This window comes from Hydrogenophaga sp., assembly GCF_030373225.1.
Taxonomy (GTDB): Bacteria; Pseudomonadota; Gammaproteobacteria; order Burkholderiales; family Burkholderiaceae_C; genus Hydrogenophaga.
This window is the reverse complement of sequence record NZ_JAUCZG010000005.1, coordinates 134,077-149,553: the sequence shown is the minus strand read 5'-3', so window position 1 is coordinate 149,553 and position 15,477 is coordinate 134,077. Positions and strand designations below refer to the sequence as shown.

Here is a 15,477-nt window from a genome sequence, read left to right as displayed (position 1 = left end):
GGGTCTCCTGGTGTTTTGGGCAGCCGATATCGTAGCCCCGGCACCCACACCCAACTTGATCTGCGTCAGAAGGTCTGGCGGGAAAGCACGCGCAGGCGGGCCGGAACGCTGCCGCCGGACGCAGGCGCCGCACGCGTGACGAGGATCTCGCCCATGCTCAGGTACTCGCCGGTCAGCGCGGTCACGTTCACCTGGTGGGTCACCAGCATCAGGTTGCGCGGTGCCATCCAGCCCTGCACGCTGCGCAGCACATCGTTGCTCTGGTCAGGCCCACCGCTGCTGCCGAAAAAGGAGTTGAGTGGCGTCCACACGGTGTTCTGGCCAAAGGCGAGCATGGCGGTGTCGACACAACGGCACCAGGCGCTGGAGCGCACCTCGTCGAGCTTCACGCGCTCTCGCGTGAATGCAGCACCCACGCGCCGTGCCTGTTGGCGTCCGGCCTCGCTCAGGTTGCGCTGTGTGCCGCATTCACCCAGCTTGAAGTTCGGCGGATCGCCGATGCCGGGCTCGGTCAGCGCATGGCGCATCAGCACCACACAGCCGCCTTCGCGCAGCAGGGTCCAGAAGCCCGGGGCCTGGGCGCGCGCGGGCAGGGCGGCGGTGCCGATGGCCGCAGCGCCGGCGATGGTGAATTCGCGTCGGTTCCAGAAGGGTTTCTGCATGGCGTTCAAGGGGTTTCAGCCGCGCACGTCGGCCACGGGTTGGTCGCCGAAATCGGCGCGTTCAAGCCAGGCGAGCACACGGGCTGCGGCCTCGCCAGGCGGTGTGAGCTGACCCTGGCGCTGGAGTTCCACGAAGCGGCCCCGGTCGGGAAACGCGGCCGGATCACCCGCGCGCAACTGCACCTGCATGTCGGTGTCGATCACGCCGGGCGCCAGCGAGACCAGGCGCGCGCCGTGCTCGCGTTGCGCTTCGTCGAGCGCGCTGCAGCGGGTGAAATGGTCCATGCCGGCTTTGGCGGCGCAATACGGTGCCTGCGCCGCCATGGCGCTGCGGCCCAGGCCCGAAGAGATGTTCAGCACCTTGCGCGGCCCGCGCCAGCCCGCTTGCACCCAGCCGTTGGTGGCGCGCAGGAAGGCGGCGGTGAGCTGCATGGGGGCTTCCAGACCCACGCGAAGGGCGTTCGCCAGGTCCTCGGGCGGGCACTGGTCCAGCGGTCCGATGCGCGGGATCACGCCGGCGTTGTTGATCAGCGTGGCGCCGCTCCAGTGGCTGGCGGGCTGGCTCTGCAGAAAGGCCTGCAGCCGGTTCGCCGCACCGGTGCTGTCGGCGAGGTCTTGCGACCACTGCGTGAGCGGGGCCCCGAGCGCTTGCGCTTCGGTGGTCAGTTCGCCGTTCACCTGGCGCGAGATGCACAGCAGGTGCCGATCAGGACCGAGCAGCTGGCGCGCCATGGCCAGGCCCATGCCCCGCGAGGCGCCGGTGAGGATGGTGAGGTGTTGTTGCGTCATGGTGGTTTCAGAACGGGCAGGGGCTGTGGAATTCCATGGCCTGGCCATGGAGCGGATGGGGAAACAAGAGCCAGTGCGCGTGCAGCAGCAGGCGGGCAGCCGTGGCCGGTGTGTCGGGCGCAGCGTACAACGCATCGCCCACCACCGGGTGCCCAAGGGCTTGCAGGTGCACGCGCAACTGGTGGGTGCGGCCCGTCACCGGTTCGAGCTCGAGGCGGGTGGTGCCGGCGGTCGATGGTTGGGCCGAGATGCGCCAGCGGGTGAGGCTGGGCTTGCCTTGCACACGATCCACTTTTTGCAGGGGTCGCCTGGGCCAGTCGGCCATGAGCGGCAGGTCGATGCTGTTCCAGCCGTTGTCGGCCTGGGGGTTGGTCAGTTGACCGGCCACCACGGCGGTGTAGCGCTTGTGCACGCGGCGCTCTTCGAACGCCAGGCTCAGCGCGCGTTGCGCTTCGAGGCCGCGTGCCATGACCACAAGGCCGGAGGTGGCCATGTCGAGCCGGTGCACCACGAGGGCGTCGGGCCATCTGGCCTGAACCCTGGCGCTCAGGCAATCCTGTTTGTCGGGGCCTTTGCCGGGTACCGCCAGCAAGCCTTCAGGTTTGTTGAGGACGATGAGTTGTTCGTCCTCGTGGATGAGGGAGACATTGCTCACGCCGACCTCGCGGGCTCGCGGACGCACGCCAACGAGGTCATCGGTGATCGGGTGGAACGCCGCAGCGAAATAAAGGAGGAGGAGCGGCGCAGCCGACCCGGGGGACATTCGCGGAGGCGTTCCGCCCGGTCGCCGATGACCGGACCAGCCGGAGAAAGCAAGCAAGCCATGAAACCGATTGTCCAGGCAAAGGACAATACCCCCATGCTGTTGCTCGCCCCCATGGAAGGTCTGCTCGATGCCACCCTGCGTGATGTGCTTACCCGCACCGGTGGCATCGACCGCTGCGTGAGCGAGTTCATCCGCGTCACCGACATGCTGCTGCCCGAGCGTGTGTTTGTGCGCGTGGTGCCTGAACTGCTCAACGGCGGTCGCACCCGCGCGGGTGTGCCGGTGCGTGCCCAGCTGCTCGGCTCCGACCCGGGCTGCCTGGCCGAGAATGCCGCGCGCCTGGCCGGGCTGGGCCCGCACGGCATCGACCTGAACTTCGGCTGTCCCGCCAAAACCGTCAACCAGAGCCGCGGCGGCGCCGTGCTGCTCGACGAGCCCGAACTCATCGGCCGCATCGTGGCGGCGGTGCGCCGCGCCGTGCCGGCGCACGTGCCCGTGTCGGCCAAGATGCGCCTGGGCTTCAACGACGACGCGCGCGCCGAAGACTGCGCCCATGCGATCGCAGAAGCCGGTGCCGACGAACTGGTGATCCACGCCCGCACCAAGGCCCACGGCTACCGGCCCCCGGCCTACTGGGACCGGCTCGCCGAGGTGCGCCAGTCGCTGCCAGCACACCTGCGCCTGCCGGTGATTGCCAATGGCGAGATCTGGACCGTGGCCGATGCGCGGCGCTGCCGCGAGGTGACCGGCTGCGAACACCTCATGATCGGTCGCGGCATGGTGACCGACCCCGGCCTGGCGCTGGCCATCAAGGGGCTGGGTGACGTGCCGTGGGCGGCATTGCCGCCGCTGCTGCAGCTGTTCTGGCAACAGGTCAGCGCGCGGGTGGAGCGGCGCCACCGCGCGGGACGGCTCAAGCAGTGGCTCAATTACCTGCGAAAACGGTATCCCGAGGCGCAGCAGGCCTGCGACGAGCTGCGTGTGTTCAACGAGCCTGCGCACATCGACGCCTGGCTGCGCCGGGCGCAAGGCCCGTGCCCGCCTACCACAGAGCCCAACCCGGTGGCGCCAGCAGAAATGACGCAGGCGTGTTAACTTCCGCCCCCGGACCTGCAACACGACCCCTGTATGACCTCTCTCAATCACCGGCTGGACGCTCTTTCGGGTGAGCGCATGCGCGGCATGCGCCGCGGCCTTGAAAAAGAGAGCCTGCGCTCCCAGCCCGATGGCAAGCTGGCCCTCACGCCGCACCCCGCCGCCCTGGGCAGTGCGCTGACCCATCCGAACATCACCACCGACTACAGCGAGTCGCAGCTCGAGCTCATCACCGGCGTGCACCCATCGGTGGAGTCCTGCCTGGCCGAGCTGACCGAGGTGCACCAGTACACGGTGCGCAGCCTGCGCGCCCTGGGCAACGAAATGATGTGGGCCTCGAGCATGCCGTGCGGCCTGCCCACCGACGAGACCATTCCGCTGGGCCGCTACGGCTCGTCCAATGTCGGTCGCGCCAAGAGCGTCTACCGCATGGGCCTGGGTCACCGCTACGGCCGTCGCATGCAGACCATCTCGGGCATCCACTACAACTGGTCGCTGCCGGGCGTGACCAGCGACGAGTACTTCGCCACCATCCGCAACTTCCGCCGCCACGCCTTCCTGCTGCTCACGCTGTTCGGTGCGTCGCCGGCGGTGTGCTCGACCTTCGTCGAAGGCCGCGAACACGAACTGCAGAAGCTGGGCAGCACCGGCACGCTGTACATGCCGCACGGCACCTCGCTGCGCATGGGGCGCCTGGGTTACCAGAGCGAGGCCCAGGCCACGCTCGCCGTGAGCTACAACGGCCTGGAGGGCTACGCCGCCTCGCTGCACGACGCGCTGACCCGGCCGTGGCCGGCCTACGAGGCCCTGGGCATCCGCAATCCGGGCGGTGACTACAACCAGCTCGCCACCACGCTGCTGCAGATCGAGAACGAGTTCTACGGCACCATCCGGCCCAAGCGCGTGATCTACCCCGGCGAGCGCCCGCTGCACGCGCTGCGCGAGCGCGGCGTGGAGTACATCGAGGTGCGCCTGCTCGACCTCAACCCGTTCGAGCCCATCGGCATCGGCGCGGCCACGCTGCGTTTTCTCGATGTGTTCCTGTTGCATTGCCTGCTCTCAGACAGCCCGCCCGACACGCCGGCCGAGATCCGCGAACTCGCCCACAACCAGCACCTCACGGCCGCTCGCGGCCGCGAGCCGGGCCTGAACCTCATGCGCGGCGGTCAGGCCGTGCCGCTGGTGCAATGGGCCGACGAGATACTGGCCGAACTGCTGCCGATCGCCGCATCGCTCGACGAGGCGCAGGGCGGCACCGAGCACACCAGCGCGGTGCAGCAGGCCACGGCCCAGCTCAAGTTGCCCGGCTTGCTGCCATCGGCACGCGTGCTGCAGGCCATGCACGACCACCATGGCGATTCGTTTGTGGGTTTTGCGCGGGCCCAGTCAATGGTCACGCACCAGCATCTGCTCTCGCTGGACTGGAGCAGCAAGCAGCAGGCCCGTTTTGAGGCCATGGCGGCGAAATCGATCGAAGACCAGCGCGCCATCGAGGCGGCCGACACGATGCCGTTCGAGATCTACCGGCAGGAATATGTGTCGCCGGCCCGGCTCGGCCGCCCGCAGCTGCAGTCGACGGCGGTCGCGGCCTGAGCGCGCTCGCAGGCGATCTTCAGGCCTCGCCGCCGAAGCGCTTGACCAGGTTGTCGATGTATTTTTCGACGAGTTTCTCGAACTCGCCCTCGACCACCGGCGCCACCACCATCTTCATGAGGCCGGGCAGCGGCACCTCGATCTCGCCCTGAATCCCCAGCGTCACGTTGGTGGACTTCTTGTTGTCCACGATCTTCCAGTTTCCGCCCACCTGCGCGTTGCCGATGCCCTTGACCGGTGTCCATTTCACCGTGCCCTTCGCCTTGTCGCTGGTGTATTTGCTGGCGTAGACGGTCTGGATGTTCACCTGCGCCGTGCCGACCTTCGCCATTTCCCACTGGTAAACGCCGCCGCCCAGGTCGGTGAGCTTGTCGACCTTGGGGAAATGGCTGACCGATTCGGGCACGTTGGAGAGCACATCGAACACCTCGGCCGCCTTGGCCTTGACGTCGAATTCGTATCCCAGATCGATTTTCACGGTGATGGCCATGGGGCTCCTCGGGCGGTGGTTGTGTTGGCGAATCATTGTAGGCAGGGCCCCCGGGCGCGCACCCCGGGAAATACCCCGGGCACAATCCCCGGTTCCCCTTCTTCTTTCGGCCCCCTTTTCCGGTCCTTTCTCCCATGAGCATCCAGTGGTTCCCCGGGCACATGCACCTCACGCGCAAGGCCATCACCGAACGGGTGAAGGACATCGACGTCGTGATCGAGATGCTCGATGCGCGCCTGCCGGGGTCGAGCGCCAACCCGCTGCTGGCCGAACTCACGGCCGGGCGGCCTGCACTCAAGGTGGTCAACAAACAGGACATGGCCGACCCCGAACGCACCGCGCTCTGGCTGGCGCACTACAACGCCCAGCCGAACACCCGTGCCATTGCGCTGGACGCCAGCGTCACCGCGCCTGCGCGCGCCATCATCGCCTCGTGTTTCGAGCTCGCTCCCTTGCGCGGTGGCATGGTCAAGCCCATGCGGGTGCTGATCTGCGGCATTCCCAACGTCGGCAAGAGCACGCTGATCAACACCTTCATGGGCAAGCGCGCGGCCAAGACCGGTGACGAGGCCGGCATCACCCGGACCGAACAGCGCATCGCGCTGGCCGACGATTTCTACCTGTTCGACACGCCCGGCATGCTGTGGCCACGCATCGTGGTGCCCGAGAGCGGCTACAACCTCGCGGCCAGCGGCGCCGTGGGCCGCAACGCCTACGACGACCAGGAAGTCGCACTGGAACTGCTCGCCAAACTGAAGGCCAGCTACGGCGCGCAGCTCGAGGCGCGGTACAAGCTTGGCCTGCCGCTGGACACCGTGGCCAGCCTGCCCGACGAAGACCTGATGGCGGCCATTGCCCGCAAGCGCGGCGCCATCGGTGCGGGCGGCAGCATCAACTGGCAGAAGGCGGCCGAGCTGTTGATCGCCGACTTCCGCAGCGGCGTGCTCGGGCGCATCACGCTGGAGACACCCGGGCAGTTCCTGCAGTGGCTCGCGGCCGGCCAGCAGGCCGATGCAGAGCGCCAGAGCAAGAAGAAAGAGCGCGCCAACAAGCCCCGGAAAACCGACCGGCGCTGACGTTGCGGCCCGCGGCATTGATCCGCGTCAAGGTGGGCCCTGCGCAGGCACACCACCATGGCATTCCCCGCATTCGAAGGAGTTCGCCATGAACGACACGCGTCGCATCCTGCTGATCGAAGGCCATCCCGACCCCGGGGCCGAGCGCCTCAACCACGCCCTGGTCGAGGCCTATGCCGCCGGTGCGGCCGCTGCGGGCCACGAGGTGCGTCGCATCGCCGTGGGCACGCTGGACTTCCCCGTGCTCAGGACCGCCGAGGCCTGGCACCACGGCGCGCTGCCGCCGGGCCTGCAGGTGGCGCAGGACGGCATGGCCTGGGCCGAGCATGTGGTGATCTTTTTCCCGCTGTGGCTGGGCGACATGCCGGCGCTGCTCAAGGCGTTTCTTGAACAGGTGGCACGCCCCGGTTTTGCCGTTGGTCCGGAAGGCCCGAAGCCCTTCGGTCGAAAGCCGTTGAGCGGACGCTCGGCCCGCGTGGTGGTCACCATGGGCATGCCGGCACTGGCCTACCGCTGGTACTTCCGCGCGCACAGCGTCAAGGCGCTGGAGCGCAACATCCTGGGGTTCGTGGGCTTTGCGCCCATCCACGAAACGCTGATCGGTTCGGTGGACGGTCTCGGGACCGCCGGGGTGGGGCGCTGGCGCAAGAAAATGCACACGCTCGGCGAACAGGCCGCCTGAGGGGGCCCAGGCCCGCGTCAGGGCAGCAGGGTGATGCGCAGCACGCGGCCGTCGGCCAGCCAGGCGCACGCGCCGTTCGGTGCGGGCGCGAGCCGCTCGACGGTTCCCGGCAGGGGTTTGAGATCGGCGAGTTCGTGCCACTGGCCCGGCGCCTCCCAGCGCAGCGCGTGCAGCGCCTGGCGCGCCATGTCGGGAACGACGATGGTGGGCCGCACGCCCGGGGTTTGCACGATCACCGCCAACTGCTGCTCGAGCGCACCCATGCGGTGGTTCGACACATCGAGTGCGCGGGCGAACGGCACGAGTGCCGGTGGTTGCAAGTGGTGCAGCGTGAGCACGCCGCCGATGTGGGGCGTGGTCACGCTGGCCACATCCAGGCGGCCGTCGCCATCGAAGTCGGCAAAGCCCACCGGGTTCAGCCAGCGAAAGGTGGAACCGGCGTGAGGCCCGCGGGCGCGCTCCACCAGGGTGGTCTGTCCGTTGCGCTGTTCCAGACCCAGCACCACCAGCGCAGCACCCCGAAGGGCATCGGCTTCAACCAGCACGATCTCGTCGCGACCGTCGCCGTCCAGGTCCACCAGCCGGGGCACGCGGTCCTCGAACACGCGGTGAACCGGCAGGCTCAGGCTCACCACCTGGGGGCCTGCCGTTGACCGGGGCCACACATGGACGCTGCCCGCATGCACCGGCGAACCCAGGGCACCGTGGGGATAGCGGCGGGTGGGAGAGCCCAGCCAGACCCATGCGATGTCCCTGGATCCTTCCACCGCCTGGCTGTCGGGCAGGCGACCGGCTGCCACGTCCGGTGCCGGTGTCCGGGCCGCAGGGGGTGCGCAGGCGCCGTCGGCGGGCTCGACCGACAGCCCCATGGCCACGGCCCAGCCGGAACAAAGGCTGCTCAGCAGCCCGATCCAGGCACGCACTGGTCGGCCCGGTCACTTCACCGTGATGGTGATGCGTTCGCTGATCACCACCGGGTGGTGCGGGATGTGGTTCTGGTCGGCCACGATGAGCTGCAGCGTGTGGGTGCCGGGCTTGAGCTCGACGCTGGTTTCGGTCTGGCCCAGGCCGAAGTGGCGGAACTGGTCGTTGGCGGGCAGCGGCGCATTGGCATCCACGGCGGCCACGTCGATCAGCAGGTGGTGGTGACCGGTGCCGGCTTTCTCCACGCCCGCAGGTGCAACACCCATGCCGGCGAGCCCGAACACCACCTTCACCGGGCTGGTGACGGTGGCGCCGTTGCGCAGGTTGGCAAAGTAGACCCGGGCCTCGGGCGCTGCAGCCACTTTCTGGTAGCCCGATGCCAGCGTGGGCGTGCTCGCGGTGATGCTGACCGGGGCGGTGGGTGCTGCCTTGGCCATCATGGCACCGTGGTGCATGCCGCCATGGTGCATCGCGTGCATGGCCGCATGGTTGTGGCGGGCGCAGCCGGTGAGCACGAGCATGGCGGCGGCAACGAGACCGAGTTGCGCAGCGCGCAGGGAAATGGTCATGGCTGTCTCCTGGAGGGGTTGTTGTGCCGCTCAGGATACGCCCGCAGGCGCTGGATGGAGGGCTTTGCCCGGCGCCTGCCGGGGTCATTGCGACCCCGTCGCGCCGGCGGGATCAGGGCGCGACCTTCACGCCTTTCCAGAAGGCGACGCGCCCGCGGATCTCTTCGGCTTCGGGCTTGGGGTCCGGGTAGTACCAGGCCGCATCGGTATTGAGCTCACCGTCGACCAGCAGCGAGTAGTAGCTCGCCTGGCCCTTCCAGGGGCAGCTGGTGCGGTGGTTGCTGAAGGTGACGAAATCGCGGTTGAGCGAGCTCTCGGGAAAGTAGTGGTTGCCTTCCAGCACCACGGTGTCGTCGCTCTGCGCGATCACGGCGCCGTTCCAGGTGGCCTTCATGCCAGGCTCACTTGTTCTTTTCCTTGCCGCGCGGGAGCACCGAGGTCACCGGTGGCATGGGGCGGTCGGACGTGACCGGGCCCTTGGGCGCCGAGGTGTCCTTCTTCGGCTTCTTGGAGAGTTTTTCGTTGCGTTGCTCTTTGCCCATGGGGGCCTCCGTTGAACAGCCGCGAAGGCGGCTTGACTGCGCGATGGTAAGCCACAAAACAGCGCTTCAAGGCTGCCCGATGCCGAGGAAAGCGGCGAGTGCCCGGGTGTCGTTGGCACCGGCCTGCATGACGACCTGGTTGCTGCCCTGGTGGCGCGCGACGATGTAGGGCACCGAGGTGGCCCCCAGCCGCTCCAGCAGAACGGTGTTGCTCTTGATGGCGGCCAGCACGTCGGGCGCAACATCGGCCGACGCCGAGGTGCCGCCGGTGCCGGCCAGCAGCGACTTTTCGTGGTCGGCCATGGCCTGCACCGGGTTGGCGGCGGTCATGATGGCCGCACCCTGGGGAGCACTTTTGGCGTTCATGATCGCCACCGGCAGCCAGACGAACTTCGCGCGGTCGTGCAGCGGCACCGAGGCTTCCCAGAGGCGGGCGCAGTGCGGGCATTGCGGGTCGAACAGCACATAGACGGCATTCGTGCTGAGGATCTTGCCGGCGGCAAAACCCCTGGCCTGGCTGGCCAGCACGTCCAGCGCCTGGCTGGCGGCGATCGGGGCGGTGTCGGCAGCGGCGACGCTGGTCGTTGGCGCAGCGGTCTCCTGCTTCGAGCAGGCCGCCAGCAGGGACAGCGATGCGAGCAGGGGCAGGGCGAAGTGTCGAAGGTTCATGGTGGTCGTCGAGGGTGGTGCCAAGGCCCGGATCATCGCAGACGGTCCGGGCCAACGAAAAGGCGCAGCGCCCGGCTTCAAGGGGTGCGCTGCGCCTTGGTTGGCGGCCTGCCGGCAGGAGGTCAGTTGCTCAACATCAGGTTGATGATCAGGCCGGTGGCGATGGCCACCAGCACGTAGTCGCTGCCCACCTGCACCCACTGCTGGCCGCGTGGCGGCGCATACAGGCGGTGCTGCTGGTGGTTCACCACCACGTACTGGCGGCTGCGGTATTCGCTGGGGATGTAGCGTCCGCGCTGGAACTGCGGGCCGCGGGCCTGGTAGTGGCGCACCTGCGGTCCGTGGCGGTATTCATGGCGGTCGGCGCGACGGTCGTGGCGGTAGTCGCGGCGGTCTTCGCGACGCTCCTGGCGGAAGTCGCGGCGATCGTCCCGGCGCTCGGCGCGGAAATCACGACGGTCATCGCGGCGGTCGTCCACCCGGTGCATGGAGGGGGCGTCGAAGCGCTGGCCGTGGCCGTGGCTGTTGCCCTGGGCGAAAGACAGGGAACTGATGCCCAGCGTGGAAGCGGCGATCGCGATCGCAACAAGATGTCGGGGTTTCATGGAGTGGACTCCTTGGGGGTTGGTGAGCCTCCATCGTGTGCCCCCCATGTATCTGCCCGGTGAACGCGCCCCGACGCGCAGGCAAAGTCCGGTAGCCGCATGTGTGCTGTGTGCCGGCCTCAGCCCCCGGCCGCGGCCTGGGCGTGCAGCTTGGCGGCGATGTACTCGCCATGGGTCACGTGCAGCAGGCCGGCCACCTTGCTGATGACGTGGTGCTCGTTCGCGTCGAGCTGGTTGTCGGCAAAGGCCACGTCCCACATCGCCTCGATCACCGCGATCTTCTGTGGCTGTGTGAAACGTTCGTTCATCAGGCCGGTGAAGCGCTGGTAGTCATAGGCGGTGCGAGCGGTCTCGTGGGCGAGTTCCATCAACCGGTCGATCTCGTCGTCGCTCAAGTCGAACTTGCGCCGCAAGGCACTGATGACCGCCTCGCGCTCGACATCGCTCATGTCGGGCTCGGCCCGCATCACCTCCACCAGCAGCACCGCGGTGGACAGCTGCAGGGTGTGTTCCTGTTCATGGGGCAGCTGGGCACCGGCCGGGGCGTTGAGGCTGGCTGCCAGGTTGTCGAAGAGGTCTTTGAGGCTTCTGAGCATGGATGGTTCGTCGGGAAAAGTGGAGAGGTCGGGATGGAGCTCAGCCCGGCTGTGATGGTTCCCGGGCCCACACCAGCAACAGGTTGTTCGCCGGCATGGCGTGGCGTTCGCGCAGGTGCAGTCCGGCTCGTTGCCCCTCGGCGATCACCGCCGGCAACGCCCGGATGCCCCACTCGGGGTGGGTGTTGCGCAGGCTTTCGTCGAAGGCGAGGTTGCCCGGGGACGTGGGCACATCGTGCTCGAGATAGGGGCCGTAGGTGATGAGCACGCCGCGCGGGGCGAGCACCCGCGCTGCACCCTGCATGAGGCCGGTGCAGGCGGCCCAGGGCGCGATGTGCAGCAGGTTGGCGCAGTACACCGCGTCGAAGGTCTCGCCAAAGGCCTCACCGAACAGGTCGGCTTCTTCGGGCCATTGACCGGATGTGACGTCCAGTCGCATCGGGGGCAGCACGTTGCGAACGCCCGACTGTTCGGTCCAGGCAGCGATCGTGGCCATGGCGCTGGCCTGCAGGTCGGTGGGCTGCCACTGCCAGCCGGGCAGTCCGCGGGCGAACCAGGTGGCGTGCTGGCCGGTGCCCGATGCGATCTCGAGCGCCATGCCGCGCTCGGGCAAGACCCGCTGCAGGGTTTCCAGGATGGCCTGTTTGTTGCGGTCGGCGGCGGGACTGGTGGGCAGGGCGGTCATGGGTGCATTGTGGAGCAGCCGCTCGTGGGGGCTTTGCGGCCATCGCCCGGGCCTGCCCGCGATGCATGGGGTGCGTGCTAGAGTCCGGCCTCATTTTCGCGTGGGCTTCTCCGTGCGTCTCATTCACGCACCCCGTCTTTCATGCCAGCAGCCTTCGCCGCCCCCGATCCCCGCATCGACATCGTTTACCTCTGGGTCGACGGCAACGACCCTTCGTGGCGTGCCCGACGCCACCGCGCCGCACAGGCGCACGGTGCGATCGAACACAGCGCCATGGCGCTCTACGCCAATGTGGAAGGGCGCTTTCGGGACAACGACGAGTTGCGCTACAGCCTGCGGGCGCTGGAGCGCCACTTTCCCGAGCACGGTCATGTGCATGTCGTCACCGACGGGCAAACCCCTTCGTGGCTGCGTCCGTCGCCGCACCTCACGCTGGTGGACCACCGCGAGCTGATCCCGGCGCGCCAGCTGCCCACCTTCGACTCCGCACACATCGAGTCGTATGTGCACCGCATCCCTGGCCTGTCCGAGCGTTTTTTCTATTTCAACGACGACGTGTTCTTTGGTGCGCCGGTCCAGCTGGATCGGTGGTTCTGGCCCGGCGGGGTGTACGCGACCTGGTCCGACGACCCCGTCGTGCAGGGCACCGCGCTGCGCGCCGACGAGAACGCGCTGGAGAACGCCAGCCGGCTCTCGGCGCGGTGGCTCAGCCGACGGCCTGGCTACCGGCACACGCCGCGCACCTTTGCCCACTCGCCACGACCCCTGCTGCGCTCGATGCTGCTGGCGGCAGAGCAGGAAGCGCCCGAGCTGTTCGAGCGTGTTCGGTCCACCACCTTCCGCACCTGGGCGAGTCCCACGCTGGTGTCCGACTTCGTGCTGCGCCGGGCGCTGGCCTCGGGGGAGTTGCGCATGCGCGAGTGTCCGCACCTGCACGTGACCACCGGCTGCGATGACCAGGCGCAGCAGCTCGACGCCTTGATCGAGGCGGCTGGCCAGCTGGACTTTTTCTGCATCAACGACACCACCGACGACGCGCATGGCCAGGACCCGCGGCTGGCCAAGGTGCGTGCTGCGCTGCAGACGCTGTTTCCGCTCGCATCGCGTTTCGAGAACGACGCCACCGGCCTGCCACCGGCCGCAGCGCACGCGCCCCACCGCCACCCTGGCCGGCTTCGCGCGGCCCATCAGCTAGCATGAGCCGATGAGTACCCAATACGAGAGCCTCCAGCTCGCCAGCCACTACCCCGATGCGTTTCATGTGGCCGCGCCCCCCACACCAGCCGGGCGCGATGTCTGGCCGCGCAAGCCTGGCGTGTTCGTCCGCCTGGAGGCCAGCGGGCCGGTTGCCGAAGGTGCCGTTGCCGACGCGCCGGCTGTCGAGCTCGCCACGGGCCAGTTCGGCCTTGTGCCCACCTGGGTCAAGTCGGCATCGGACGCCAAGTTGCGCTCGACCAAACTGGTCAATGCGCGCTGCGAGATCGTGACCACCTCGAACAACTTTCGCGACAGCTGGCTCGGCGCGCGCCGCTGCATCGTGCCCATGATGTCGTTCCAGGAGGACGACTTTCGCAGCGGCAAGGCCGTGCCCACGCGCATCACCCGGGTGGACGGAAAACCCATGGGTGTGGCGGGTTTGTGGGAATGCTGGAAAGGCGCTGGCGACGAGACGATCGTGAGCTTCTGCCTGCTCACGGTGAACGCCAACAGCCATGCGCTCATGCACCGCTACGGTCAGCCCGGCAGCGAAAAGCGCATGCCGGTGATCCTCAACGAGGGCGCCTACAGCGCCTGGTTGACCGCGCCCCACCCGGAGAAGGCACGCGAGTTCATGCGCGCCTTCTCGGCCGCCCTGCTCACAGCGAACCCGGTGCAGAAGTGAAGCGAGGGACGCGAAGCGCCCCGCGGGGGCCGCTCAGTCGGCGCTGACGGTCTGTCGGCGCTTGCTTGACGCGGCGGCCTGGCGCGCATCACGCTTGGGCGTGACCACCAAGGGCGGCATCGGCTCGTGAAAGGTGGAGTGTTCGCGCAGCAACATGGCGGCTTCGTACCGCGTGCGCCGCTTGATGATCAGGTGCAGCAACAGCAGCGCCGCACCCACCGCCAGCGCCATCCAGGCCGGCGCGAGCAGCGCCCGGGCCGCCACCTTGAACATGGCCTGGTGGTCGAGCACCAGCGACAGCACCCACAACCCGCCACCCGCCAGCAAGGCGCTCACTCCGTTGATGAGCAACGGATCGTGTCGGCGGCGACCGGGTTTGCGCGAAGGGCGTTTTGCCTTGCGCAGGGAATCCTGTTCTTTTGACATGCCTGCGTATGGTGCCTTGAAGGAAGGACTGGCGGTGTTGCAGACCGACGAAACCGACGACTGGGCGGCTGGCCGTGCGGGCCCGGTGCGCTGACGAGGCGGTTAGGTTTAACCGGCCTGCGCGCATGATGACTTATGGGTGAAAGGCGTCTGTGCGCCAGCACTCAGTTGAGTGCGGCGGGCGTGGTGACGATGTCGTGTTCGGACACCCGATGCTGTTCACCAACCGCCCCCAGCGCGCGGCGCTCGGCCTGGTTGATCACCTCCATCGGCGTGGCGCTGTCGGGCTCGAGCGTGACCACCCCCACGCCCACCTCGGGCGTGAAGGGCTGACAGACCTGCTGCGCGTCCATCACCGACAGTGGCAGGGGCACGGTCGATCGCAGGCGGGTGATGACTTCCAGGGTGGCTTCGGTGAGCTTGTCGCTGGACATCACCACCACGAAACAGCGCGGGTGGTAGAGGCCGACCACGCATCGAAAGCCCGCCGCGCGGCGCACGCGCGCCGCCAGCGTGCTGAGGATCTGGTGCTCCGAGCCCTGCGCGGGTGTGTCGCTGAGTTCGTACAGGTTGCCCACATGCAGGCACACCACCGTGCAGACGCCGCCACGGCGCGCCGTGCGCCAGAAAGCGTGTTCCACCTCGGTCAGCAGCGCGGCGCCCGTGGGCAGGCCGGTGGCCGGTTCGGTGCCCTGGTCCAGGCGGGACAGGCGCGCGAGCTCGCGGTTGTGGCGGTTGCGCAGCAAACCCAGCACCGAGGCGATGAGGAAATAGGACACCACGCAGGCGGCGGTGGCCAGCCAGGTGCCCAGCCCCGGCCCGGCGACGTTGAGGCCGCGCGCATACAGTCCTGCGGTGCTGGCCGCCAGGCAGACGATGCCCAACGACATCCAGCGGGCCAGCGGGTCGCCGAGCTGGATGGCACGGCGAACCGCCAACAGGGCCAGCAGCACCGGCACCATGTTCACCGCCGCCGCCAGGGCGAGCAGGGCGCGAAAGTCGGCCCGCTCCACCTGGGTGGCCAGCGCCGCCAGGGCGAGTGCCGCCATCAGCAGCACCGTGCCACCGATCACCGTGAACTGGTGCACCTGCGAGTCCTCGCGCACGCCGCCCAGCCAGTTGCCCAGGTAATACAGGCCCATCGCACCCGCCAGCGGCCCCAGGCCCGCCTTGAGCACCATCACCAGCCGCTCGGGCAGGTCGGGAAAGAAGACCTCCGGCAGGCCCGACATCAGCACGCAGCTGCCACCGGCGATCAGCAGGAAAAGGGCGTTGCGCACCGAGGCCATGGAGCGGCTGGCCAGCGCGTCGCCGATGGCGACGGCCAACAAGGTCAGCACGCCTCCCAGCATGGCCGACCAGACTGCTGTTTCAGCGACGGGCATGCGGCGCATTGTGGCGGCAGTGCGGCCGGAGCCCCGCGACA

At 68.3% G+C, this 15,477-nt stretch carries 20 protein-coding genes; 6 read left to right on the top strand and 14 right to left on the bottom strand.

The window, feature by feature from the left end; genetic code table 11:
• Positions 1-65 precede the first annotated feature (65 nt).
• Genes QUV35_RS04895 through QUV35_RS04885 form a run of 3 tightly spaced genes read right to left on the bottom strand, consistent with a single transcriptional unit; the run spans position 66 to position 2,106 of the window.
• Positions 66-662 carry a histidine phosphatase family protein gene (locus QUV35_RS04895; RefSeq protein WP_300871280.1) on the bottom strand — a complete coding sequence of 199 codons (597 nt, stop codon included), beginning with the start codon at positions 660-662 and terminating at the stop codon, positions 66-68.
• 15 nt (positions 663-677) lie between these two features.
• A complete protein-coding gene (locus tag QUV35_RS04890) occupies positions 678-1,451 on the bottom strand; it encodes an SDR family NAD(P)-dependent oxidoreductase (protein WP_300871278.1) in 774 nt (257 codons plus the stop codon).
• A 7-nt stretch (positions 1,452-1,458) separates the two neighbouring features.
• Positions 1,459-2,106: an RluA family pseudouridine synthase gene (locus tag QUV35_RS04885; protein ID WP_300871277.1), complete on the bottom strand. Its 648-nt coding sequence runs from the start codon at positions 2,104-2,106 to the stop codon at positions 1,459-1,461.
• Positions 2,107-2,310: 204 nt separating this feature from the next.
• Here QUV35_RS04885 and QUV35_RS04880 point away from each other — a divergent pair, with 204 nt between their 5' ends.
• Together QUV35_RS04880 and gshA are read left to right on the top strand one after the other, a co-directional pair.
• The gene (locus QUV35_RS04880) at positions 2,311-3,312 is read left to right on the top strand and encodes a tRNA-dihydrouridine synthase (RefSeq protein ID WP_300871276.1); all 1,002 of its coding nucleotides are present in this window, start codon (positions 2,311-2,313) and stop codon (positions 3,310-3,312) included.
• 33 nt (positions 3,313-3,345) lie between these two features.
• Entirely contained in the window at positions 3,346-4,905 is a 1,560-nt protein-coding gene (gene gshA, locus QUV35_RS04875; RefSeq protein WP_300871275.1) for a glutamate--cysteine ligase, read from the top strand.
• Between the two features lie 19 nt (positions 4,906-4,924).
• Here the strand turns inward: gshA and QUV35_RS04870 are convergent, their stop codons facing one another.
• Positions 4,925-5,395 (bottom strand): SRPBCC family protein, encoded by a 471-nt coding sequence (locus tag QUV35_RS04870; RefSeq protein ID WP_300871274.1) that lies wholly within the window; start codon positions 5,393-5,395, stop codon positions 4,925-4,927.
• Between the two features lie 134 nt (positions 5,396-5,529).
• Here QUV35_RS04870 and ylqF point away from each other — a divergent pair, with 134 nt between their 5' ends.
• Positions 5,530-6,471: a ribosome biogenesis GTPase YlqF gene (gene ylqF, locus QUV35_RS04865; RefSeq protein WP_300871273.1), complete on the top strand. Its 942-nt coding sequence runs from the start codon at positions 5,530-5,532 to the stop codon at positions 6,469-6,471.
• A gap of 88 nt (positions 6,472-6,559) precedes the next feature.
• Entirely contained in the window at positions 6,560-7,153 is a 594-nt protein-coding gene (locus QUV35_RS04860) for an NAD(P)H-dependent oxidoreductase (RefSeq protein ID WP_300871272.1), read from the top strand.
• 17 nt (positions 7,154-7,170) lie between these two features.
• Here the strand turns inward: QUV35_RS04860 and QUV35_RS04855 are convergent, their stop codons facing one another.
• The 8 genes from QUV35_RS04855 to QUV35_RS04820 form a co-directional block, all read right to left on the bottom strand.
• On the bottom strand, positions 7,171-8,076 hold the full coding sequence (locus QUV35_RS04855) for a VCBS repeat-containing protein (RefSeq protein WP_300871271.1): 906 nt from the start codon (positions 8,074-8,076) through the stop codon (positions 7,171-7,173).
• A gap of 12 nt (positions 8,077-8,088) precedes the next feature.
• Positions 8,089-8,646 carry a DUF4399 domain-containing protein gene (locus tag QUV35_RS04850; protein WP_300871270.1) on the bottom strand — a complete coding sequence of 186 codons (558 nt, stop codon included), beginning with the start codon at positions 8,644-8,646 and terminating at the stop codon, positions 8,089-8,091.
• 112 nt (positions 8,647-8,758) lie between these two features.
• Positions 8,759-9,040, bottom strand: a complete 282-nt coding sequence (locus QUV35_RS04845) for a DUF427 domain-containing protein (protein ID WP_300871269.1) — start codon at positions 9,038-9,040, stop codon at positions 8,759-8,761.
• A gap of 7 nt (positions 9,041-9,047) precedes the next feature.
• Positions 9,048-9,188, bottom strand: a complete 141-nt coding sequence (locus tag QUV35_RS04840) for a hypothetical protein (protein WP_300871267.1) — start codon at positions 9,186-9,188, stop codon at positions 9,048-9,050.
• Between the two features lie 66 nt (positions 9,189-9,254).
• On the bottom strand, positions 9,255-9,857 hold the full coding sequence (locus tag QUV35_RS04835; RefSeq protein ID WP_300871265.1) for a thioredoxin fold domain-containing protein: 603 nt from the start codon (positions 9,855-9,857) through the stop codon (positions 9,255-9,257).
• 122 nt (positions 9,858-9,979) lie between these two features.
• The gene (locus QUV35_RS04830) at positions 9,980-10,462 is read right to left on the bottom strand and encodes an RcnB family protein (protein ID WP_300871263.1); all 483 of its coding nucleotides are present in this window, start codon (positions 10,460-10,462) and stop codon (positions 9,980-9,982) included.
• A 119-nt stretch (positions 10,463-10,581) separates the two neighbouring features.
• Positions 10,582-11,058, bottom strand: a complete 477-nt coding sequence (locus QUV35_RS04825) for a TerB family tellurite resistance protein (protein WP_300871262.1) — start codon at positions 11,056-11,058, stop codon at positions 10,582-10,584.
• Between the two features lie 40 nt (positions 11,059-11,098).
• The gene (locus tag QUV35_RS04820) at positions 11,099-11,743 is read right to left on the bottom strand and encodes a DUF938 domain-containing protein (RefSeq protein WP_300871261.1); all 645 of its coding nucleotides are present in this window, start codon (positions 11,741-11,743) and stop codon (positions 11,099-11,101) included.
• 141 nt (positions 11,744-11,884) lie between these two features.
• Between QUV35_RS04820 and QUV35_RS04815 the strand changes: the two genes are divergently transcribed.
• Both QUV35_RS04815 and QUV35_RS04810 read left to right on the top strand, forming a co-directional pair.
• Positions 11,885-12,943: a Stealth CR1 domain-containing protein gene (locus QUV35_RS04815; protein ID WP_300871259.1), complete on the top strand. Its 1,059-nt coding sequence runs from the start codon at positions 11,885-11,887 to the stop codon at positions 12,941-12,943.
• Between the two features lie 4 nt (positions 12,944-12,947).
• Positions 12,948-13,625 (top strand): SOS response-associated peptidase family protein, encoded by a 678-nt coding sequence (locus QUV35_RS04810; RefSeq protein WP_300871257.1) that lies wholly within the window; start codon positions 12,948-12,950, stop codon positions 13,623-13,625.
• Between the two features lie 33 nt (positions 13,626-13,658).
• On the opposite strand, the gene QUV35_RS04805 is transcribed toward QUV35_RS04810, so the two are convergent.
• Complete coding sequence (locus QUV35_RS04805) at positions 13,659-14,051, bottom strand: hypothetical protein (RefSeq protein WP_300871255.1); 393 nt, start codon at positions 14,049-14,051, stop codon at positions 13,659-13,661.
• A 164-nt stretch (positions 14,052-14,215) separates the two neighbouring features.
• Complete coding sequence (locus tag QUV35_RS04800) at positions 14,216-15,436, bottom strand: hypothetical protein (RefSeq protein ID WP_300871254.1); 1,221 nt, start codon at positions 15,434-15,436, stop codon at positions 14,216-14,218.
• Positions 15,437-15,477: the final 41 nt, after the last annotated feature.